16 protein-coding genes and 1 riboswitch are annotated in these 20424 nt (G+C 66.7%); of the genes, 9 read left to right on the forward strand and 7 right to left on the reverse strand.

The annotated features are described in order from the left end of the window. Positions 1-31 precede the first annotated feature (31 nt). Positions 32-1414, forward strand: a complete 1383-nt coding sequence (locus tag AB1281_RS14725; RefSeq protein WP_049456519.1) for an L-serine ammonia-lyase — start codon at positions 32-34, stop codon at positions 1412-1414. A gap of 127 nt (positions 1415-1541) precedes the next feature. Further along, positions 1542-2537 carry an alpha/beta fold hydrolase gene (locus AB1281_RS14730; RefSeq protein WP_430346259.1) on the forward strand — a complete coding sequence of 332 codons (996 nt, stop codon included), beginning with the start codon at positions 1542-1544 and terminating at the stop codon, positions 2535-2537. 56 nt (positions 2538-2593) lie between these two features. On the opposite strand, the gene AB1281_RS14735 is transcribed toward AB1281_RS14730, so the two are convergent. From AB1281_RS14735 to metX, 3 genes are read right to left on the reverse strand one after another with little or no spacing between them, the layout of a single operon-like run. Next, positions 2594-3661, reverse strand: coding sequence for a homoserine dehydrogenase (locus tag AB1281_RS14735; RefSeq protein WP_430346260.1), 1068 nt, complete (start codon positions 3659-3661; stop codon positions 2594-2596). After that, complete coding sequence (locus tag AB1281_RS14740; RefSeq protein ID WP_430346261.1) at positions 3658-4893, reverse strand: O-succinylhomoserine (thiol)-lyase; 1236 nt, start codon at positions 4891-4893, stop codon at positions 3658-3660. The genes AB1281_RS14735 and AB1281_RS14740 overlap by 4 nt, the downstream gene beginning before the upstream one ends. Continuing rightward, a complete protein-coding gene (gene metX, locus AB1281_RS14745) occupies positions 4890-5921 on the reverse strand; it encodes a homoserine O-succinyltransferase MetX (protein WP_430346262.1) in 1032 nt (343 codons plus the stop codon). The genes AB1281_RS14740 and metX overlap by 4 nt, the downstream gene beginning before the upstream one ends. A gap of 77 nt (positions 5922-5998) precedes the next feature. After that, positions 5999-6117, reverse strand: a riboswitch (SAM riboswitch). A 148-nt stretch (positions 6118-6265) separates the two neighbouring features. On the opposite strand from metX, the gene AB1281_RS14750 reads away from it, so the two are divergent. The 4 genes from AB1281_RS14750 to AB1281_RS14765 all read left to right on the forward strand — a co-directional run bounded on the left by AB1281_RS14750 (position 6266) and on the right by AB1281_RS14765 (position 11693). Continuing rightward, positions 6266-7150, forward strand: a complete 885-nt coding sequence (locus AB1281_RS14750) for a M23 family metallopeptidase (RefSeq protein WP_430346263.1) — start codon at positions 6266-6268, stop codon at positions 7148-7150. A 66-nt stretch (positions 7151-7216) separates the two neighbouring features. Next, positions 7217-8821 carry a peptide chain release factor 3 gene (locus AB1281_RS14755; protein WP_014038155.1) on the forward strand — a complete coding sequence of 535 codons (1605 nt, stop codon included), beginning with the start codon at positions 7217-7219 and terminating at the stop codon, positions 8819-8821. Positions 8822-8998: 177 nt separating this feature from the next. Then, on the forward strand, positions 8999-9637 hold the full coding sequence (trhA, locus tag AB1281_RS14760; protein ID WP_014038156.1) for a PAQR family membrane homeostasis protein TrhA: 639 nt from the start codon (positions 8999-9001) through the stop codon (positions 9635-9637). 82 nt (positions 9638-9719) lie between these two features. Continuing rightward, entirely contained in the window at positions 9720-11693 is a 1974-nt protein-coding gene (locus AB1281_RS14765) for an AsmA family protein (RefSeq protein WP_430346264.1), read from the forward strand. 482 nt (positions 11694-12175) lie between these two features. On the opposite strand, the gene AB1281_RS14770 is transcribed toward AB1281_RS14765, so the two are convergent. From AB1281_RS14770 to mtgA, 3 genes are all read right to left on the reverse strand, one after another. Then, positions 12176-12607 (reverse strand): CBS domain-containing protein, encoded by a 432-nt coding sequence (locus AB1281_RS14770; protein WP_014038158.1) that lies wholly within the window; start codon positions 12605-12607, stop codon positions 12176-12178. Then, positions 12567-13586 carry a glycosyltransferase family 2 protein gene (locus tag AB1281_RS14775; RefSeq protein WP_075676864.1) on the reverse strand — a complete coding sequence of 340 codons (1020 nt, stop codon included), beginning with the start codon at positions 13584-13586 and terminating at the stop codon, positions 12567-12569. The genes AB1281_RS14770 and AB1281_RS14775 overlap by 41 nt, the downstream gene beginning before the upstream one ends. Positions 13587-13650: 64 nt before the next feature. Further along, entirely contained in the window at positions 13651-14400 is a 750-nt protein-coding gene (mtgA, locus tag AB1281_RS14780) for a monofunctional biosynthetic peptidoglycan transglycosylase (protein ID WP_430346265.1), read from the reverse strand. A gap of 77 nt (positions 14401-14477) precedes the next feature. Between mtgA and AB1281_RS14785 the strand changes: the two genes are divergently transcribed. The 3 genes from AB1281_RS14785 (at position 14478) to AB1281_RS14795 (ending at position 19596) form a co-directional block, all read left to right on the forward strand. Next, the gene (locus AB1281_RS14785) at positions 14478-15371 is read left to right on the forward strand and encodes an Hsp33 family molecular chaperone HslO (RefSeq protein WP_430346266.1); all 894 of its coding nucleotides are present in this window, start codon (positions 14478-14480) and stop codon (positions 15369-15371) included. A 116-nt stretch (positions 15372-15487) separates the two neighbouring features. After that, entirely contained in the window at positions 15488-16336 is an 849-nt protein-coding gene (locus AB1281_RS14790; RefSeq protein WP_014038162.1) for a hypothetical protein, read from the forward strand. A 383-nt stretch (positions 16337-16719) separates the two neighbouring features. Further along, the gene (locus AB1281_RS14795; RefSeq protein ID WP_430346267.1) at positions 16720-19596 is read left to right on the forward strand and encodes a TonB-dependent receptor plug domain-containing protein; all 2877 of its coding nucleotides are present in this window, start codon (positions 16720-16722) and stop codon (positions 19594-19596) included. Between the two features lie 138 nt (positions 19597-19734). Here the strand turns inward: AB1281_RS14795 and AB1281_RS14800 are convergent, their stop codons facing one another. Then, the gene (locus tag AB1281_RS14800; protein ID WP_005418411.1) at positions 19735-20337 is read right to left on the reverse strand and encodes a TetR/AcrR family transcriptional regulator; all 603 of its coding nucleotides are present in this window, start codon (positions 20335-20337) and stop codon (positions 19735-19737) included. Between the last annotated feature and the right edge of the window lie 87 nt (positions 20338-20424).

Genomic DNA, 20424 nt, shown 5'->3' on the forward strand with positions numbered 1-20424 from the left:
CCGCTTGTCCGGTACCCGCAGTTTGGCATCCATGGCTGTCAGCACGTTCGACGTTTTCAAGATCGGCATTGGTCCGAGTTCCTCGCACACCGTCGGGCCGATGAAGGCCGCCGAGCGATTCATCCACCGCTGGCTGCTCGATCCGGGCCGCCTGCACGAGGTCGCGCGCATCCGCGCCGATGTCTATGGCTCGCTGGCGCTGACAGGCCGCGGCCATGGCACCGACAAGGCGATCCTGCTGGGCCTGGAAGGCCAGCGGCCGAACCTGATCGACCCGGACATCATCCCGGCCACCCTGGAGCGCATCCGCAGCAGCAAGCGCATCCAGCTGATGGGCCAGCACGAGATCGCCTTCGACGAGAAGCGCGACCTCGGCATGAACAAGCGCCAGAAGCTGCCGTACCACACCAACGGCATGCGCTTCACCGCGTACAACGCCGACGATGAAGTGATCGCCACCCGCGATTACTACTCGGTCGGTGGTGGCTTCGTGGTCAACCAGGACGACGCGGCCGATGACCGCATCGTGCCCGACGAGACCCCGCTGCCCTACCCGTTCAAGAGCGGCGACGAGCTGCTGGCGCAGACCGCGCGCAGCGGCCTGAGCATCGCCCAGCTGATGTTCGAGAATGAGAAGTGCTGGCGCAGCGAAGACGAGATCCGCGCCAACCTGCGTGAGATCTGGAGCGCGATGCAGTCGTGCGTCGCGCGTGGCATCCGCGAGGAAGGCGTGCTGCCGGGTGGACTGAAGGTCGGCCGTCGCGCACCGGCGCTGTACCGTGAGCTGTCGTCGAAGCCGGAAGCGGCGATGCGCGATCCGCTGACCACGCTGGACTGGGTCAACCTGTACGCACTGGCGGTGAACGAGGAAAACGCGGCCGGTGGTCGCGTGGTGACCGCACCGACCAACGGCGCCGCCGGCGTGCTGCCGGCGGTGCTGCATTACTTCGACCGCTTCTGCCCCGGCGCCAACGAGCAGCGCGTGTTCGACTTCCTGCTGACCTCGGCGGCGATCGGCATCCTGTACAAGGAAAACGCTTCGATTTCCGGCGCCGAAGTGGGCTGCCAGGGCGAAGTGGGCGTGGCCTGTTCGATGGCGGCCGGTGGCCTGGTCGCGGCGCTGGGTGGCAACCCCAGCCAGATCGAGAACGCCGCGGAAATCGGCATGGAACATAACCTCGGCCTGACCTGCGACCCGATCGGCGGCCTGGTGCAGATTCCGTGCATCGAACGCAATGCGATGGGCGCGGTGAAGGCGATCAATGCCTCGCGCATGGCGATGCGTGGCGACGGCAAGCACAAGGTGTCGCTGGACAAGGTCATCAAGACCATGCGCGATACCGGCCGCGACATGCAGGACAAGTACAAGGAAACCAGCCGCGGTGGCCTGGCGGTGAACGTCATCGAGTGCTGAGGTGTAGCGCCGAGCCCATGCTCGGCTGATCGGGTGGGAGTAGCCGGGCATGAGCCCGGCTCTACATCGGACGACGTCGTCACCACGTTCCGGTTAGGCTCGGGGCTTCCCCACCCCGGATTGCCCCATGCGCGTGATCGCTGCCGCCCTGCTTGCCTGCCTTCCGCTGGCCGCCCTGGCCGCCCCCACCTACGGGCCGCGGCTTGAGGGTTTCGACTACGGCTATCCGGTGAAGACCTTCGCGCTGGAGTCGCAGCGGCAGCCGCTGGAGATGGCCTACCTGGACATCGCGCCGAAGAAGGCGCCCATCGGCGTGGTGGTGCTGCTGCACGGCAAGAACTTCTGTGCCGCCACCTGGAAGGAATCGATCAAGCCACTGGTTGCCGCCGGCTACCGGGTGATCGCCCCGGACCAGGTGGGTTTCTGCAAGTCCAGCAAGCCGGAGCGCTATCAGTACACGTTCGCGCAGCTGGCCGCCAACACCCATGCCCTGTTACAGCAACTGCAGCTGGGTGATGTACCGGTGCACCTGGTCGGGCACTCGATGGGCGGCATGCTGGCGGTGCGCTACGCGCTGATGTTCCCGCAGGACCTGCGCAGCCTGTCGCTGGTCAACCCGATCGGCCTGGAAGACTGGAAGGCGCTGGGCGTCCCCTGGCGCAGCGTCGGCGCGTGGTACGCCGGCGAAATGAACATCAGCTATGACAGCATCCGCCGCTACCAGCTGGAGGTGTACTACGACGGCAAATGGAAGCCGGCCTACGAACCGTGGGCGCGGATGCAGTCGGGCATGTACGAAGGCCCGGGCAAGCAGGCCGTTGCATGGAGCCAGGCGCTGGCCTCGGACATGGTGTTCAACCAACCGGTGGTGTACGAACTGAAGCACCTGCAGGTGCCGACCACACTGTTCATCGGCCAGAAGGACCGCACCGCGATCGGCCGTGACCAGGCACCGCCTGCGGTGAAGGCGGCGCTGGGCAACTATCCGGTACTCGGCAAGGCGGCGGCCGCAGCGATTCCCGGCGCGACGCTGGTCGAGTTCGCCGAACTGGGCCATTCGCCGCAGGTGCAGGACCCGAAGCAGTTCAACGCCGCGTTGTTGAAGGCGTTGAAGTCCCGCTGACTGGCGGCCGCTTCTGTAGAGCCGAGCATGGGCTCGGCTCTACAAGAACGGTGTGATCAGCCCACGATCCGCAGCACGTCATCCAGCAACGCGGCCGCAGTGACTTCCGCGCCGGCGCCCGGTCCCTGGATCAACAACGGCTGGCGGCGGTAGCGATCGCTGTGGATGGCCACGCGGTTGTCGGTGCCCGCGCCCTGCGCCAAGGGATGATCGGCCGGCAGCTCGCGCAGGCCCACCTGCGCACCTTCGCCGTCAACACGGCCAACGAAACGCAGCACGCGACCGTTGTCACGTGCCTGCTGCCAACGCGCCTGCAGCGGCGCATCCAGCTGCTCCAAGGCAGCCACGGCATCTTCCAGCGGCAACGCCGCCAGCGCATCAGGCACCAGCGAATCCACCTGCACCTGCGACGCATCCAGTGCCAGCCCGCTGCTGCGCGCCAGGATCAGCAGCTTGCGGCGCACGTCCTCGCCGGACAGGTCCAGGCGCGGGTCCGGTTCGGTATAGCCGGCCGCCAGCGCCTCACGCACCGCAGCGGAAAACGGCGACTGGCCGTCATAACGATGGAACAGCCACGCCAGCGAACCGGACAGCACGCCTTCGATGGCGTGGATGTGATCGCCACCGGCCACCAGCGCACGCAGGCTGCTCAGCAGCGGCAGGCCGGCGCCCACGGTGGCGCTGTCGCCATAACGCGCACCACTGTCGGCACAGCTTTCGGCAATGGCCTGCGCGCGGGCGAGCTGCGCGCCTCTGCCCAGCTTGTTGGCGGTCACCACATGCACGCCGCGCGCCAGCCATTGCACGTGGCGCGCGGCCACGTCTTCACTGGCCGTGGCATCGACCACCACGTCGCCACGCTCCAGCCCTTCGGCGCTCGCCCACGGTGGCGAACTGTGGCCATCGCGCGGTGCCCGGCGTGCCAGTTCCAGGGGCAGCGCCAGGTCGCGATCAATCTCCAGCGCCGTGCGCGAGTTGGCCAGCCACTGCACGCTGGGCAGCTCCAACCCGCGTGCCTGCAGCGCCTGGTAGCGCTGCACGAAGGCCGAACCGACCGTACCGGTGCCGAGCAGTGCCAGGCGCCCCGCGCCCAGCGCAGGAATGTCAGCGGCGAGTGCGCTCATGCGTCCACTACCTGTTTGCGACGTGCGGCGGCATCGATCACCGCTTCGGCGCGCTGCAGCGCGGCACCGAGATCGGCCAGCAGGTCACGTTCGGCCTCGATACCGACCGACAGGCGCAGCAGTCCTTCGCTGATGCCGGCCGCCGCGCGTGCTTCGGCCGACATCGCTGCATGGGTCATGGTGGCCGGATGCGCGATCAGGCTTTCGACGCCGCCCAGTGATTCGGCCAGGGTGAAACAGCGCAGCCCGTCGACAAACGCACGCACTGCCGCGTGCGGATCATCGCCTTCGCAGTCGGCCAGTTCGAACGACAGCATCGCGCCGAAGCCGTCCTGCTGGCGCGCGGCGATGGCATGGCCGGGGTGATCGGCCAGGCCCGGGTAGTACACCGCGCCGACCGCCGGATGCTGGTCCAGCAGGGCAACGATCGACGCCGTGTTTTCCTGGTGCACGCGCAGGCGCGCATCCAGCGTGCGCAGGCCGCGCAGGGTCAGGAAGGCATCGAACGGTGAACCGGTCAGGCCCAGCGCATTGCCCCACCACACCAGCTGCTCGTGCAGCGCCGGATCGCGCGCGACCACCGCACCGCCGACCACATCGCTGTGGCCATTGATGTACTTGGTGGTGGAATGCAGCACCAGGTCCGCACCAAACGACAGCGGCTGCTGCAGCGCCGGCGACAGGAAGGTGTTGTCGACCACTACGAGTGCACCGGCCTTGTGCGCGGCATCGATGACGAAGCGCAGGTCGGTGATGCGCAGCAGCGGGTTGGACGGCGTTTCCACCAGCACCAGCTTCGGCTGCGCGGCCAGCGCCTGTGCCAGCGCGCGCGGATCGGTCAGGTCAGCGGTGACCAGTTCGAAGTGGCCCTTCTTCGCCAGCGCATTGAACAGCCGCCAGCTGCCGCCGTAGGCATCGTGCGGCACCACCAGGGTGTCGCCCGGCTGCAGCAGCGCGTTCAGCACCAGGTTGATCGCGCCCATGCCGGTCGCGGTGATGACGCCGCCGGCGCCGCCCTCCAGTTCCGCCAGCGCTTCACCCAGCAGATCGCGGGTGGGGTTGCCACTGCGCGTGTAGTCGTACTGGCGCTTGTTGCCGAAGCCTTCAAAGCTGAAGTTCGACGACAGTACGATCGGCGGCGTGACCGCGCCATGTGCGGTGTCCCGATCGATGCCCGCACGGACGGCGGCAGTGGTGCGACTACAGGACGGTTCGTTTGCGTGCAGGCTCATGCGGACTCTCCAGAAGTGCGGAAGGCGGTGGCGAGGATCGCGTCGATGCGATCGGTTTCTTTGAGGAAGGCGTCGTGGCCATAGGGCGAGCGCAGCACACGCAGGCTGCCACGCGCGCCCAGCCCTTCGACCAGGCCGACCAGGTCGGCCAGCGGCACCAGGCGGTCGCCCTCCACGGCCACCACCACGGTCGGCGGCAGGATCGCGGTGGGATCGACGCGGTGCAGGTCGATCGATTCGGACAGGCGCAGGTAGGCGGTCACCGGCGTGCGCGCGACGTACTGCGCACCGGCCGCGTCGAGATAGTCTTCGGCAGCCACGCGCACGCGGCCATTGATGACCTCCGGCGCAGCATCGAAGCGCTCGCCGAATTCCTCCGGCGTGCGATAGCTGAGCATGGCGAACTGCCGGGCCAGGGCCAGGCCGTGGTCTTCGCCGCACTGCAGCTGGCCGAGCGCGACCGCGCGGCGCTGCAGCGCACGCCAGGCGGCGGCATACGGATGCGGGCGATGCGCACCGCTGGCCAGCACCAGCTGGCGCACGCGGGCGCGGTGGCGGATCGCGAACTGCTGGCCGACCAGCGCGCCATAGGAGTAGCCCACGAATGCCTTCAGCGCACGGATACCGAGGTGATCCAGCAGCAGCGCCAGTGCATCTGCCTGGTCAGCGGTATCGATCGGCACGTCCAAGGCACCGTCGGCCCCGATGAAATCGAAGGCCAGTACACGCAGCTGCTGCGGATCCAGCGCGCGCCCGCTGCCGACCAGGTCCTCGGCCCAGCCCTTCTCGCTGAACTGTGCGTTGGACGCCACATGGCGGTGGGCGGAAATGCCACCGGCCAGCACCACCACCGGCGCATTGGCCGGGCCGACCCACTCATAGCGCAGGCGCACCGGGCTGGGGCCGGCGTGGCGCATCGACAGCACCGCGGCGAACTCACCGCGCTCGGCATGAACGCGGTCTTCGACCGGCACGCTGACGGGGACAAAGGGTTCGGGGCGAAGCGCGGTACTGGCGGCGAAGCTCATGGCGGGATCCGGTTGGGGAATCGGCCATCGAGCCTTCGCGGGGCCCGCGTTCGAGATGCACGTGTGGTGCATGGTTCGAACCATCTTTCGGTGGACGCCACGGTCCCCGCAGGATTTGGCACCTACGCAGACGCTTGCGCGCCTGCGGGCTGCCCCGGCTTCAAAGGGCCTGTCCCTCTGCCGGTCTCGATGGTGGGGCCACGATGCCAGCCCTTTCCGGCGCTGTCAATCCCTTCATGCGGATAAAGCGATGAATATTTTTGGGGCCGCTATGCGAAGGCCGTCCCGGTCGTTCGGTTCAGGATCCGCTACAGTCCCGGCGGTCCTTTTCGCTGGAAACACCGATGCCGCGCCTGCCCCTGTCCTGCCTGCTGCTGCCCCTGCTGGCGAGCGCGACCGCACACGCCGGCGACTGGCGCCAGGGCTGGGGACTGGTTGCCTCGCCTGCCTCGGCAACCCGCCCAGGCAGCGCCGGGGGCGCCGCCCCCATGGCCCAGTTGCGCCTGCAGCCTGTTGGTACGCAATGGCAGGCCCGGATCGACAACGGGCTGGCAGGGCCGCTGCAGATCCAGCTGCGCGCCGCCCCCGGACACCCGGTCGAAGGCCTCCCGGTCGAGTCGCTGATCCAGGGCGACAGCAGCCTGGTGGTCGGCCACCTGCCCGCCCCGATCGATGGCCGCATGCTCGATCTGCGCCTGCAGTCGGTGCCGGGCAACCCGGCCGCACAGGCCGAAGATGTCGCCTACCGCCTGCCATTCGATGCGGCCCGCCTGCGCGTGGACCAGGCGCCGCAGGGGCGCTTCAGCCATGACGACGAGGAGAACCGCGACGCGGTCGACTTCGCGCTGCCGGAGGGCACCCTGGTGCTGGCCGCGCGCGAGGGCACGGTGATGCAGATCCAGGATGGCTTCCGTGGCAACGGCCAGGACCGCGAACGCGATGGTACCCGCGCCAACTTCATCCGCGTGCTGCACAGCGACGGCAGCATGGCCCTGTACGGCCACCTGCAGGCCGGCGGCATGCGCGTGCGTCGCGGCCAGGCGATAGGGGCCGGACAGCCGATCGGCCTGTCCGGCAACAGCGGCTACAGCAGTGCCCCGCATCTGCACTTCGTGGTGCAGGTCAACCGCGGCATGGGCCTGCGCTCGGTGCCGGTGCGCATCTTCGCCGAGCAGGGCCAGCTGCAGTTCGCCCGCCAGGGCGAGGCCGAAGGCGGTACCGGGCGCTGACCGGCCCCGGCCGGTATAATCGGGCGCTTATCTCTTTGAAAAGCGCCCCGGGCGGGCGCCACTGCCATGTCCGAAGTCGCCAACGAAGCGTCGCGTCGCCGCACCTTCGCCATCATTTCCCACCCTGACGCCGGCAAGACCACGCTGACCGAAAAGCTGCTGCTGTTCGGAGGCGCGATCCAGATGGCCGGTTCGGTCAAGGGCCGCAAGGCCGCCCGCCACGCCACGTCCGACTGGATGGCGCTGGAAAAGGAGCGCGGCATCTCCGTCACCTCCTCGGTGATGCAGTTCCCGTACGAAGGCAAGATCGTCAACCTGCTCGACACCCCCGGCCACGCCGACTTCGGCGAAGACACCTACCGCGTGCTGACCGCGGTGGACTCGGCGCTCATGGTGATCGACGTGGCCAAGGGCGTGGAAGAGCGCACCATCAAGCTGATGGAAGTCTGCCGCCTGCGCGACACCCCGATCATGACCTTCATCAACAAGCTCGACCGCGAGGGCAAGGACCCGATCGAGCTGCTGGATGAAGTGGAAACCGTGCTCGGCATCCAGTGTGCGCCGGTCACCTGGCCGATCGGCATGGGCCAGCGCCTGAAGGGCGTGGTTCATCTGCTGACCGGCGAAGTGCACCTGTACGAACCGGGCCGCAACTTCACCCGCCAGGACTCGACCATCTTCCCGTCCATCGATGCACCGGGCCTGGCCGAGAAGATCGGTGCACAGATGCTGGCCGACCTGCGCGACGAACTGGAACTGGTGCAGGGCGCCAGCCACCCGTTCGACCTGGACGCCTACCGCGCCGGCAAGCAGACCCCGGTGTTCTTCGGTTCCGGCGTGAACAATTTCGGCGTGCAGCCGCTGCTGGACTTCTTCGTCGAGCATGCACCGTCGCCGCAGGCACGCTCCACCACCGGCCGCGAGATCGCCCCGGAAGAAAACAAGCTGACCGGCTTCGTGTTCAAGATCCAGGCCAACATGGACCCGCAGCACCGCGACCGCGTGGCCTTCATGCGGGTCTGCTCGGGCCGCTTCAGCGCCGGCATGAAGACCTTCCACGTGCGTACCGGCAAGGAAATGAAGCTGGCCAACGCGCTGACCTTCATGGCCAGCGACCGCGAGATCGCCGCCGAGGCGTGGCCGGGCGATGTGATCGGTATCCACAACCACGGCACCATCTCCATCGGCGACACCTTCACCGAAGGCGAAGCGGTGACCTTCACCGGCATCCCCAACTTCGCCCCGGAACTGTTCCGCCGCGCCCGCCTGCGCGATCCGCTCAAGCTCAAGCAGCTGCAGAAGGGCCTGGCCCAGCTGTCCGAGGAAGGCGCGACCCAGTTCTTCCGCCCGCTCACCAGCAACGACCTGATCCTGGGTGCGGTCGGCGTGCTGCAGTTCGACGTGGCCGCCTACCGCCTGAAGGACGAGTACGGCGTGGAAGCCACCTTCGAGCCGGTCAGCGTGACCACTGCGCGTTGGGTCCACTGCAGCAACGAGAAGAAGCTGGAAGAGTTCCGCGAGAAGAACGCGCTGAACCTGGCGCTGGATGCGGCCGGCCACCTGGTCTACCTGGCACCGACCCGGGTCAACCTGCAGCTGGCCCAGGAACGCTCGCCGGACGTGCGCTTCTCGGCTACCCGCGAAGCGGCGCATACCGTTTCGGTCGGCTGATGCCACGGGGTCGGATCCCTTTCCGGCAGGAAAGGGCTCTGACCCCAGCCGTCGCGGGCGGTTCATCCACGCAACGCAGGGATTCACCGACCATACGGTGACGGGCGTGCACATGTCGCCCATCGCGGCGATGATAGGGGGGTGCGGGTCCCCCTCCCCGCGAACGATGCCTACGTCATGTCCACGACTTCCGTTGCTTCGATCCGCGAAGAAATCGCCAGCGCCCTGACCCACGGCCTCGGTGCCGTGTTCGCGCTGGGTGCCGGCGCGGTGCTGATCACCCTGGCCGCCATCTACAGCGATGGCTGGCAGCTGGCCGGCGCCATTGTGTTCGGCATCGCGCTGCTGCTGCTGTACACCGCCTCCACCCTCTACCACGCCATCCAGCACCCGGTCGCCAAGGGGCGACTCAAGGTGTTCGACCACTGCGCGATCTACGTGCTGATCGCCGGCACCTACACCCCATTCACCCTGATCGGCCTGCGCGGCCCGTGGGGCTGGGGCCTGTTCGCCGCGATCTGGACCCTGGCCTTGGCCGGCGTGGTGTTCAAGCTGTTCTACACCGGCCGTTTCAAGCGCCTGTCCACCGCCATCTACGTAGCCATGGGCTGGCTGGTGATCGTGGCGGTCAAGCCGATGCTGGCCTCGATCGACGGCTGGACGCTGGGTTGGCTGCTGGCCGGCGGCCTGTCGTACACGCTGGGCACCTATTTCTACCACCGCGAATCGATCCCCTACTCGCATGCCATCTGGCACCTGTTCGTGATCGGTGGCAGCGTCTGCCACTTCGTCGCGGTCACCATGCAGGTGCTGTAGCACCTGCCCGCGCGTGGCGTGTGCACGCCGCGCACATGGACGCTTCGCGCCCCGTCCACGATGAGGGGGCAACCATGGCAGCGTGAATGCTGCCGCCTCCCCTGCTGCAACGCGCACGCCCCGCTGGCGCCTCCGCCGCCCCGGCCCGCGAGGCCAGCGCTGGTTGGCCCTGCTCACCTTCCTGCTGGCCGCGCTGCTGGTACTGATCGCGCTGTGGAACTGGAACTGGTTCAAGGGCCCGGTCGAGCGCGCAGTGCAGGCCCGCACCGGCCGCGCACTGCACATCGGCCACCTGGATGTCGACCTCGGCCGTACCAGTACGATCCGCGCCGATGCGATCACCTTCGCCAATGCAGGCTGGGCGAAGCAGCCGAACATGGCCAGCGCCGACCGCGTCGAGATCGACGTGCGGGTCTGGCCCCTGCTGCGCGGCAGCGTGCAGCTGCCCGAAGTGCGCCTGACCCGGCCGGACGTGCTGCTGGAAACCGCCCCGCGCAAGGGCGAACCGGGCAACTGGGATTTCCTCGGTGACAGCGCCGGCGGGGCAAGCCCGCAGCTCAAACGGCTGCGCATCGATGACGGTCGCCTGCAGTTCCTCGATGCACTCGGCCGCACCGATATCCGCGTGGACGTGCGCAGCGGGCAGCCGAAGCAGGCCGACGCCGCGCCACCGCTGCTGGTGCAGGGCAAGGGACACTGGCAGGGCAATCCATTCACCCTGCGCGGTGGCACTGAATCACCGCTGGAGCTGACCGACAGCGATCACCCGTTCCGCATCCACCTCGACGGCCGCGCCGGCGCCACCCACGCCGTCGCCAGCGGCACATTGACCAACCCCTTCCAGCTGCGCGTATTCGACCTGCAGTTCGCGCTCAGCGGCCAGGACCTGGCCGACCTCTACCCCTTGCTCGGCATCGCCATTCCGCCGTCCCCGCCCTATGCGTTGAACGGTCGGCTCAAGCGTGACCACAACCTCTGGCGTTATGAGCAGTTCACCGGCAAGGTCGGCGACAGCGACCTCGGCGGCAACCTGCAGTTCGAAGTGGGCGGCGCGCGCCCGCGACTGACGGCCACGCTGGAATCCAGACGCCTGGACTTCGATGACCTGGCCGGCTTCGTCGGCGCCCCACCGAAAACCGGCGGCGGCGAAACCGCCAATGCGCAGCAGAAGGCCGAGGCCGCACGGGTGGCTGCCCGTGCGCGCGTGCTGCCCGACACGCCCTACAACCTCGGCAAGCTGCGTGCGATGGATGCCGACGTGCGCTGGAAGGCCCATCGCATCAACGCGCCCTCGTTGCCATTGGACGACATGGATGCCCATCTGCTGCTGGATGACGGTGTGCTGCGGCTGGACCCGCTGAACTTCGGCGTCGCCGGCGGCGACATCCGCAGCACGATCCGCATGGACGCGCGCCAGCCGCAGATCAGTACCGCGCTGAAGGCCAGCGTGCGCGGCGTGCAGCTCGGCCAGTTGTTCCCCGACGCCAAGCTGGCCGAACAGGCCAAGGGCGGCATCGGCGGCGAGGTGGACCTGAGTGGCCGCGGCAATTCGATCGCCGCGATGCTCGGCAGCAGCAGCGGCAAGGTCGGCCTGGCGATGGGCCGCGGCCATGTCGGCAACCTGGTGATGGAGCTGGCCGGCCTGGACATCACCGAGTCGCTGAAATTCCTGGTGACCGGCGACAAGCAGATCCCCCTGCGCTGCGCCTTCGCCGACTTCGGCGTGCGCGACGGCCTGATGACCAGCCAGGCGCTGGCGGTGGATACCACCGACACGATCATCATCGGCGAGGGCACGGTCAGCCTTCGCGATGAGACCCTGGACCTGCTGTTGAAGCCACGGCCGAAGGACAAGAGCATCCTGGTACTGCGCTCGCCGCTGCACATCGCCGGCACCTTCAAGGACCCGTCATTCCGCCCGGACTTCAAGGCGCTGGGCATCCGCGGCGCGGTGGCCCTGGCATTGGGCAGCATCGCCCCGCCGGCGGCGTTGCTGGCGACCATCGAACCCGGGCCGGGCAAGGATGCCGACTGCGGCGGGCAGTATGCGAAGTAGGAGCATTGTTCGCGGCGCCTGGATTGATCGTGGTTTGAGGGGGACGGGTGACGCAGGCAGGACACGCCGCAAGTACATCCCTGTAGGCTCGATGGCGCCATCCATGGCGCCAACGGTCCTGCCTGCGTCACCCGTCCCCCTCCTGACAGTTTCCTGCTCGCGCGGAACGAGAGCGGAAATTCAAAGTCAAAAGAAAAAAGCAAAGTCAAAAGCTGTTGCCAACCAAGGTTGGCAGCTACCAAAGGCAGTCAACCGACGCTGCAACCCACCGCACTCGTGGGACTTGTCCAGAGGCTGAGGGCATGGGCGTGCAGGACCGTTGGCGCCATGGATGGCGCCATCGAGCCTACAGGGATGTACTTGCGGCGTGTCCTGCACGCCCATGCCCTCAGCCTACCGACGTATCAGGAAGGCGCTGCTTTGGCTTTGGCTTTGAGCTTCAAAAAGCGGGCCGGCGGGCCGCAGGCCCGCCAGCGACAGACTCATCCCGCCACGATGTACTGCTGCAGCTGGTCCAGCTCGCGCCGCTGCGCATCGATCACCGACTTCACCAGGTCGCCGATGGAGATCACCCCCAGCACCTGTGCGCCCTCGACCACCGGCAGATGGCGGATGCGGTAGTCGGTCACCAGTTGCAGGCAGTGCTCCACCTTCTCGCCCGGCGACACGGTCACCACCTGCGCCGTCATGATCTCCGCCACCGCGGTATCGCGCGACGAACGATCACGCAGCACGATCTTGCGCGCGTAATCACGCTCGGACAGGATCCCGACCAATCGCGGCCCGTCCATCACCAGCACCGCACCGATGCCCTTTTCCGCCATCAACCGGATCGCATCAATCACCGCCGCATCCGGCGCGACCGCATGTACTTCAGGAGACTTGCCGTCCAACAGTTGCCGTACCGTCGTCATCTGCCTGCCCTCCGAGGGTGGGTTGCAGGGCCGAGTCTGCCACGGCGGATGCTAGCCACGCGTCAACCAGGTACAACGGCCGCTGCTTGGACTCCTCGTACAGCCGTCCCAGGTACTCGCCGATCAGGCCCAGCGCGATCAGCTGCACCCCGCCGAGGAACAGGATCACCGCCATCATCGTCGGCCAGCCCGCCACCCGGTCGCCATACAGCGCCGCCTTCACGATCACCCACAGGCCGAACACGAACGCGACCGCTGCGGTTGCCAGGCCCAGGTAGGTGGCGGCCCGCAGCGGCACGGTCGAGAACCCAGTGATGCCTTCGAGGGCGAAATTCCACAGCCGCCACAGGCTGAACTTGCTGGTGCCGGCCACGCGCGCGTGGCGGTGATAGGGCACGGCAATCCGCTTGAAGCCTACCCAGCTGAAAAGCCCCTTCATGAAGCGGTGGCGCTCACGCATCCCGCGCAGGGCACTCAGCGCGCGCGGCGACAGCAGGCGGAAATCTCCGGTATCGGCCGGAATCGGCGTACGCGACAGGCGGCCCATCACCCGATAGAACATCGCTGCCGTGGCGCGCTTGATCCAGGCCTCGCCATCGCGGGCCATGCGCGTGCCGTAGACGTTGTCATGGCCCTCGCGCCAACGCGCGACGAACTGCGGCACCAGCTCCGGCGGGTCCTGACCGTCGGCATCGAGGATCATCGCAGCCCCCTCATGCACCAGATCCAGGCCTGCGGTCAGCGCCGCCTCCTTGCCGAAGTTGCGCGACAGCTTCAGCGCCGAGACGCGCGCGTCGGCCTGGGCCAGCCCGGCGATCACCTCCCAGGTGCGATCGTGGCTGCCGTCATCCACATAGAGGATGTGGCCGTCGATGTCGGGCAGGCCGTCCAGCACAGCGCACAACCGCGGATGCAGCAGCGGCAGCGCCAGGGCCTCGTTGTAGGCGGCGATGACAAAAGTGAGCCGTTCGCGGGTCATGCCCGGATTGTACGTTGCCCGCCGGGCGCACGGCCCGTCGCCTGTCGATCACGCCGCGCCTGTCTCAGTCCTCCGACAGGTATGACGCGCCCCCCAGCTGGCGCGCCTGGCGCTGGATCCATGCGGCACGCCGCTGCACATACGGCCCCGGCGCGGCCGCGTTGTAGCGTCGCGGTGCCGGCAGTACCGCCGCCAGTCGCGCGCTCTCGGCCGGGCTCAACCGGACCGCGTCCTTGCCCCAGTATTTCTGGGCTGCTGCCTGCGCGCCGTACACACCATCACCGAACTCGGCGATGTTGGCGTACATCTCCAGGATGCGCTCCTTCGGCCACAGCGCCTCGATCAGCACCGTGTACCAGACTTCCAGGCCCTTGCGGATCCAGCTGCGGCCCTGCCACAGGAACAGGTTCTTGGCCACCTGCTGGCTGATCGTGCTGGCGCCGCGCAGGCGTCCGCCCCTGGCGTTGTGGTCGCGGGCCTTTTCGATGGCCTGCAGGTCGAAGCCATTGTGGTCGGGGAAGCGCTGGTCCTCGGCCGCCACCAGCGAGATCGGCAGGCTCGGGGCCATCTGGTCGAGGTCGCGCCACTGGTAATGCAGCCGATAGGACCAGTCGGCCTCGCCCAGCGCCTCGCCATAGCGCCACAGCATCACCGTGGACACCGGCGGGTCGATGAACCGCAGCACCAGCACCTGCAGGCAGCTGAAGGCGGCCAGCAGCACCGGCAGCCACAGCAGCCGCTTCCAGCGCCAGCGTCGCCGGCGCGGCGCGGCCACCACCGCCTCTACCTTGTGCTGCTCTCCCGCTGCCCCCATTACTGGTGCATCCTTCTTCTGTCTGGTTGTCGGCGCATTATCCGGCAACCGCCCCCGTTTACGCGCGATGTGAGCCGATGACCGCCAACTCCGATTCCCTGATCCGTTTCCTGCTCCCCGACGCCGGCGTCCGCGGCGTGCATGTGCACCTGCAGGCCACCTGGCAGGAAATCCTGTCCCACGCTGCGTACCCGGACGCCGCTGCCGAGCTGCTCGGCGAGGCCTGTGTCGCCTCGGCACTGTTCACCGGCCACACCAAGATCGACGGCCGCCTGTCGGTGCAACTGCGCAGCAGCACCGCCCTACGCACCCTGTTCGCCGAATGCACCGCCGCCGGCACCCTGCGCGGCATCGCCCAGCTCAGCGAGGGCGCCGACGCGCCGCGTGACCTGTCCAGCCTCGGCGAGGACGCCATCCTGGCCATCACCATCGAGAACCCCGGCCTGGACCCGCGCGAGCCGCAGCGCTACCAGAGCCTGGTCGCGCTGACCGCGCCGGAACTGGACGAGGCCTTCGAGGACTACTTCCGCCAGTCGGAGCAGCTGCCGACCCGCCTGCTGCTGGCGGCCGACCGCAACGGTGCCGCTGGCCTGCTGCTGCAGAAGCTGCCGGGCGGCGAAGGCGACGAGGATGGCTGGGCCCGCGCCAGCGCCCTGTTCGAGACCCTGGGCAAGGCCGAGCTGCTGGCGACCCCGGCCGAGCAGCTGCTGCACCGCCTGTTCCACGAGGAGCGGCCGGAACTGCTGGGCGACAAGCCGCTGTCCTTCGCCTGCTCCTGCTCGCGCGAGCGGGTGGCCGGCATGCTGCAGTCGCTGGGGGAAGAGGAGGCCCGCGCGGCCGCCGAGGATACTGGCGCCGTCGAGGTGCGTTGCGAATTCTGCGGGCGCGAGTATCACTTTCCATTGACGGAGTTCGGCATACTGTTCCACGGCGCCCAGGGGGTTGTACCGGCGCCTGAACGACTTCAGTAAACGGCAGTCTTGTACCTGGGGAGGATCAAGGCTTGTTAAGAATTCATAAACACCCTAGGATCAGGTTCCCGTCCCCACGGGAACTTCCGTTGTCCGTCCCTGTCTGAACTGGTCCGATGCGTACCTACCTGCGTCTACCGCTGGCCCTGCTGATCGCCCTTGGCGCGATCACGGGCGTGCATGCGCAGAGCAAGGACACCCGCACCGTCCTGCCGGTATGGAACAAGGGCAGCGGCAAGGTCGAGGCGCTGCTGTACCTGGAACCGACCGGTGAACAGGCGGCCGGCGCCCGCTGGCATTTCGGCCGCAATTCGCTGGACGCGGCCTTTGGCCTGTCCTCCGGCGATTCGCTGGGCCTGCTCTGCAACAGCAGCAGCGGCACCAGCATCAGCGGCCTGGCCAGCCATTGCATGCTGGCCAGCCTGGGCGACGAGGATGATCTGAACAGCCGTCGTTTCAGCGGTACCGCGGCGCTGAACCGGGGCAACAGCCGCCTGGGCATCACCGCCGGCACCGGCCGTGAAACCCTGCCCGCCTGGTTGTCGGGCCCGAACAAGACACCCTCGCTGCGCGCCGAGCAGAACGATCTGACCGTGTTCGCGCAGAAGAACATCGGTCGCGAAGGCTTCGTCTCCATTGCCGGTACCTACGCCAAGGCGCGCCTGGTTCCGCTGGCCGACGCCTCGCCGGCCATCGTCGATCGCTGGGACAGCAAGAGCCTGAGCATCGGCGCCGGTTACGGCAACTTCACCGGCAGCATCATCGGCCGCGTGGTCGACGTCCCGGGCAAGCCCGGCAAGTGGGAAGGCCTGGGCATCGGCCTGACCTGGCGTACCCCGTGGTCCGGCCAGCTCACCGTCGGCGCCGAGAATGTGATCAGCCGCGGCAAGAATCCGTTCTCCCCGCGCAATGAAAGCAACGACGACGGCACCGTGCCGTATGTGCGTTACGAACAGGATCTCTGATCCCGGTAAACAGGCTCAGCAACGATATTCCCAAAGGCGCCGAAAGGCGCCTTTTGCATATGCATGCCTGCCGCGCACCTACGTAATCGGTATCGCTGCTGGGTGATGAAACAATGCGAATCGACATACTGAGATACATTTCAATCGAAACTTTTTTCATCATTCTGCGTTAACAAACGAGGCAGAACGTCATGACCATACCAGCAACCTGTTGATTGGCATGAAAAAAGTTCATTTTTACCAAAATCACAGACTTCATTAACACAGCTTTAATTCTTGGCGAACGCCCGTTACTATCGGGTCAGCCTCGCGATTTGGGAGCGCTTTTTCGCTCCCCCGCCGGGCATTAACCCCAGCCAAGATTTCTTGGAGAGAGAGAGCCAATGAAACTCAAGTCCAGCCAGCTGCGTGACGCAGTTGTGATCGCGCTTGTCGCCGGTGCCACCACCGCGACGGCCCACGCCCAGGAAGCCACCAACCTCGACCGTATCGAGGTCACCGGTTCGCGCATCCGCCAGGTCGATACCGAAACCGCCCAGCCCGTCCTGAGCATCAGCCGCGCTTCGATCGAGAAGAGCGGCTTCAAGACGGTTGCCGACGTCCTGCAGAACATCTCTGCCGCCGGCAGCCCGGCCATCAGCCGTTCCGAGCCGCTGTCCTCCGGTGAAGCCGTCGGTGGCTTCTACATCGACCTGCGCAACCTCGGTGCCGAGCGCACGCTGGTGCTGGTCGACGGCAAGCGCCTCGGCGCCAGCGTCAGCGGCCTGCAGGACGTGTCGCAGATCCCGTCGGCCATCGTCGAGCGCATCGACGTGCTGAAGGACGGCGCGTCGTCGATCTACGGCTCCGATGCGATCGCCGGCGTGATCAACATCATCACCCGCAAGAACTTCCAGGGCCTGGAAGCCAACGCCTACGTCGGCCAGTACGGCGAAGGCGACGGCCAGAAGACCAGCTACGACTTCGTGGCCGGCTTCACCGGTGACCGTGGCTCGATCACCATCGGCGCCGAATACGCCGAAGAAAAGGAAGTGTGGGCCAAGGACCGCTGGTTCAGCCGTTATCCGCGCACCACCTTCCACCCGGCCCAGAACTGGAGCCCGGTCAGCCAGTGGGGCACCATCATCGATCCGGATACCGATGACTGGCTGGTGCTGAACCGTGGTGGCGACTACCGCGACGTCAACCAGTACCACGACCAGGACTTCGACGGCATCACCGGCGATACCAGCAACTCGAACACGCAGATGCACCTGCTGACGCCGACCAAGCGTCGCTCGGTGTTCGCCAACGTGCAGTACGACCTGACCGACAACATCCGCTTCGTCTCCGACCTGCTGTACACCCGTCGTGAGTCGCAGGCCCAGGTCGCCGGCTATCCGTTGCAGTCCGCGTCGTATGAGCGCCTGGGTGCCAAGTGGGATGCCGACAGCTACTACAACCCCTTCGGCAAGGACATGGGCTTCATGCGCCGTGGCTGGGAAGTGCCGCGCCTGTCGACCAACAAGCTGACCACCTTCCGCTTCACCGGCGCCCTGCAGGGCAGCTTCCAGTTCAATGACAAGTACTTCGACTGGGAAGCCGGCTACATCTACCAGAACTCTGAGAACCAGCAGAGCCAGACCGGCAACTACAACGTGCTGGCGGTCAATGCTGCCACCGGTCCCTCGTTCTACAACCCGGCCACCGGTCGCGTCGAGTGCGGCACCGCTGCAGGCCTGGTTGACGGTTCCAATCCGATCTACGGCCCGGGTGCCGGCGGCTGCCTGCCGTGGAACCCGGCCATTCCGTACGGCCGTACCGGTGACGGTGGCCTGACCGGCAACCCGGATCTGCAGCAGTTCCTGTTCCCGACCACCAAGAACACCGGTGAAGTCACCACCAAGACCTACTACGCGAACATCGCCGGCAGCCTGTTCACCCTGCCCGCCGGCGACCTGGGCTTCGCGCTGGGTTACGAGTACCGCGAAGACAAGGGTTCGTACAATCCGGACGCCCTGTCGCAGACCGGCTACTCCACCGACCTGGCTGCCGGCCCGACCGGTGGTGGCTACAACGTCAACGAAGTCTATCTGGAGCTGAATGTTCCGATCCTGGCCGACCTGCCGGGTGCCAAGGAACTGAGCTTCAACGCCGCGACGCGCTACTCGAAGTACAACACCTTCGGCAACACCACCAACAACAAGTTCGGCCTGAAGTGGAAGCCGATCGATCAGCTGCTGGTGCGTGCGACCTACGCCGAAGGCTTCCGCGCGCCGACCATCGACAATCTGTACGGCGGCAGCTCGCAGACCTTCGCGTACTTCACCGATCCGTGCGACACCTCGTTCGGCTCCACTGATCAGCCGGGCGTGGCGGCCCGTTGTGCCGCGGCCATCGGCCCGACCTCCGGCACCTTCCGCCAGCTGCGCCAGGGTTATGTGCCGGCCAGCGGTCCGGATGAGCAGACGCCGGATCCGTTCAATGCCGTCTCCAATCCTGATCTGACCCCGGAGAAGTCGAAGTCCAAGACCGTTGGCCTGGTGTGGAGCCCGACCTTCGCCCAGGGCCTGAACATGAGCCTGGACTGGTGGAACATCAAGATCACCAACACCATCGTCGTTGACAGCCCGGATGACCAGCTGAACGACTGCTACGTGCTCGGCATCGCCGACCGCTGCAACTCGTTCACCCGTGATCCGAACCGTCACAACGTGACCAACCTGACCTACGCACCGCGTAATGCCGGTTACCAGGAAACCGAAGGCTTCGACTTCGATGTGGCGTACCGCTTCGAGACCGACAGCTGGGGTACCTTCAACGCCAACCTGCAGAACAGCTACGTCACCAAGAACGTGCTGAAGACCACCAACGCCCAGCAGGTGCCGGTGTCGATCCTCAACGGCTTCGGCAGCAACTTCCGCCTGCGTTCGAACCTGGTGCTGGGCTGGGAGCGTGGCGACTGGGGCGTGACCTGGGGCACCCGTTACTTCTCCAGCGTCAAGGAGCGTTGCTACTACAGCGACGAGTGCAGCCTGCCGGACTTCGGTTCGCCGGATCCGGTGCGCGACCAGCCGATGAACAAGCGTGGTTCGACCATGTTCCACGACGTCCAGGTTTCCTGGAACGCACCGTGGAATGCGACCATCGCCGTCGGCGCACGTAACGTGTTCGACCACTACGGCCCGCAGATGTACTCGGCACCGAACTCGCAGTTCTCCTACTACGGTGGCTACGACATCGGTCGCTTCATGTACATGCAGTACAAGCAGAAGTTCTGATCGGCAGCCTGATCAGCTGATGCAGCAACGGCCCCGCAAGGGGCCGTTGTTCTTTGTGCGCCAAGGAAGGAGGCTGGCCGGCGTGCAAAAAAGGCCGCGGCATCGCCGCGGCCTTGCTTCGGCATCATTCCCGGGCGCTCATCCGTTCGGAATGAGCGTCTCGATCAGATGCTCGACGTACGCTTCGAAATCCTCGCGCGCCTGCTTGGGCTGCTGCAGCTGCAGCGACAACTGCAGGAAGCCGACGTAGGCAGCATAGGCAAGACGTGCGCGATGACGCGCATCGGTCGAGCTGAGCCCGGCCTGGCGGAACGAGGCGACCAGATAATCAAGGCGGCGCTGCGAGACGCGGTCGATCACCGGCCGCACCATCGGATGATCCAGTGCCTTCAGCAGCTCGCTGTAGATGATGTGCGGCTGCACTTCATGCGCCACCATCTGGAACAGCTGGCGCAGGCGCACGCGCGGATCCGGCACGTCTTCCAGGCTGCCGAACACCTGTTCCTGTTCGAACAGTTCCCAGCGTTCCAGCGCCGCCTGCAGCAATGCATCGCGCGAAGGGAAATGCCAGTAGAAACTGCCCTTGGTGACGCCGAGCCGCCGTGCCAGCGGCTCCACCGCGACGGCGCCGACACCTTGTTCAGCAATCAGATCGAGGGCCGCCTGGGCCCAGTCTTCGGCACTCAGGCGGCTGTTGCGGCCGGCGCGCGGTTCGCCGGCGGAAGCGTCAGGTTGATTCATGGGCTGATTTAACCATACGCCGGGGTTCGTTGCAGTACGCGGTTGCGGTCGAAACCGTCGCAGGACCCTCGGGACGGTCCATTCAGG

Origin of the sequence: Stenotrophomonas sp. NRRL B-14846 (assembly GCF_050473585.1) — a bacterium.
Taxonomy (GTDB): Bacteria; Pseudomonadota; Gammaproteobacteria; order Xanthomonadales; family Xanthomonadaceae; genus Stenotrophomonas.

What these genes read in the sequence shown, in the direction of transcription:
- AB1281_RS14725 (WP_049456519.1), top strand. Translation starts at nt 32, where the DNA reads ATGGCTGTCAGCACGTTCGACGTTTTCAAGATCGGCATTGGTCCGAGT.
- AB1281_RS14730 (WP_430346259.1), top strand. Translation starts at nt 1,542, where the DNA reads ATGCGCGTGATCGCTGCCGCCCTGCTTGCCTGCCTTCCGCTGGCCGCC.
- AB1281_RS14735 (WP_430346260.1), bottom strand. Translation starts at nt 3,661, where the DNA reads ATGAGCGCACTCGCCGCTGACATTCCTGCGCTGGGCGCGGGGCGCCTG.
- AB1281_RS14740 (WP_430346261.1), bottom strand. Translation starts at nt 4,893, where the DNA reads ATGAGCCTGCACGCAAACGAACCGTCCTGTAGTCGCACCACTGCCGCC.
- metX (WP_430346262.1), bottom strand. Translation starts at nt 5,921, where the DNA reads ATGAGCTTCGCCGCCAGTACCGCGCTTCGCCCCGAACCCTTTGTCCCC.
- AB1281_RS14750 (WP_430346263.1), top strand. Translation starts at nt 6,266, where the DNA reads ATGCCGCGCCTGCCCCTGTCCTGCCTGCTGCTGCCCCTGCTGGCGAGC.
- AB1281_RS14755 (WP_014038155.1), top strand. Translation starts at nt 7,217, where the DNA reads ATGTCCGAAGTCGCCAACGAAGCGTCGCGTCGCCGCACCTTCGCCATC.
- trhA (WP_014038156.1), top strand. Translation starts at nt 8,999, where the DNA reads ATGTCCACGACTTCCGTTGCTTCGATCCGCGAAGAAATCGCCAGCGCC.
- AB1281_RS14770 (WP_014038158.1), bottom strand. Translation starts at nt 12,607, where the DNA reads ATGACGACGGTACGGCAACTGTTGGACGGCAAGTCTCCTGAAGTACAT.
- AB1281_RS14775 (WP_075676864.1), bottom strand. Translation starts at nt 13,586, where the DNA reads ATGACCCGCGAACGGCTCACTTTTGTCATCGCCGCCTACAACGAGGCC.
- mtgA (WP_430346265.1), bottom strand. Translation starts at nt 14,400, where the DNA reads ATGGGGGCAGCGGGAGAGCAGCACAAGGTAGAGGCGGTGGTGGCCGCG.
- AB1281_RS14785 (WP_430346266.1), top strand. Translation starts at nt 14,478, where the DNA reads ATGACCGCCAACTCCGATTCCCTGATCCGTTTCCTGCTCCCCGACGCC.
- AB1281_RS14790 (WP_014038162.1), top strand. Translation starts at nt 15,488, where the DNA reads ATGCGTACCTACCTGCGTCTACCGCTGGCCCTGCTGATCGCCCTTGGC.
- AB1281_RS14795 (WP_430346267.1), top strand. Translation starts at nt 16,720, where the DNA reads ATGAAACTCAAGTCCAGCCAGCTGCGTGACGCAGTTGTGATCGCGCTT.
- AB1281_RS14800 (WP_005418411.1), bottom strand. Translation starts at nt 20,337, where the DNA reads ATGAATCAACCTGACGCTTCCGCCGGCGAACCGCGCGCCGGCCGCAAC.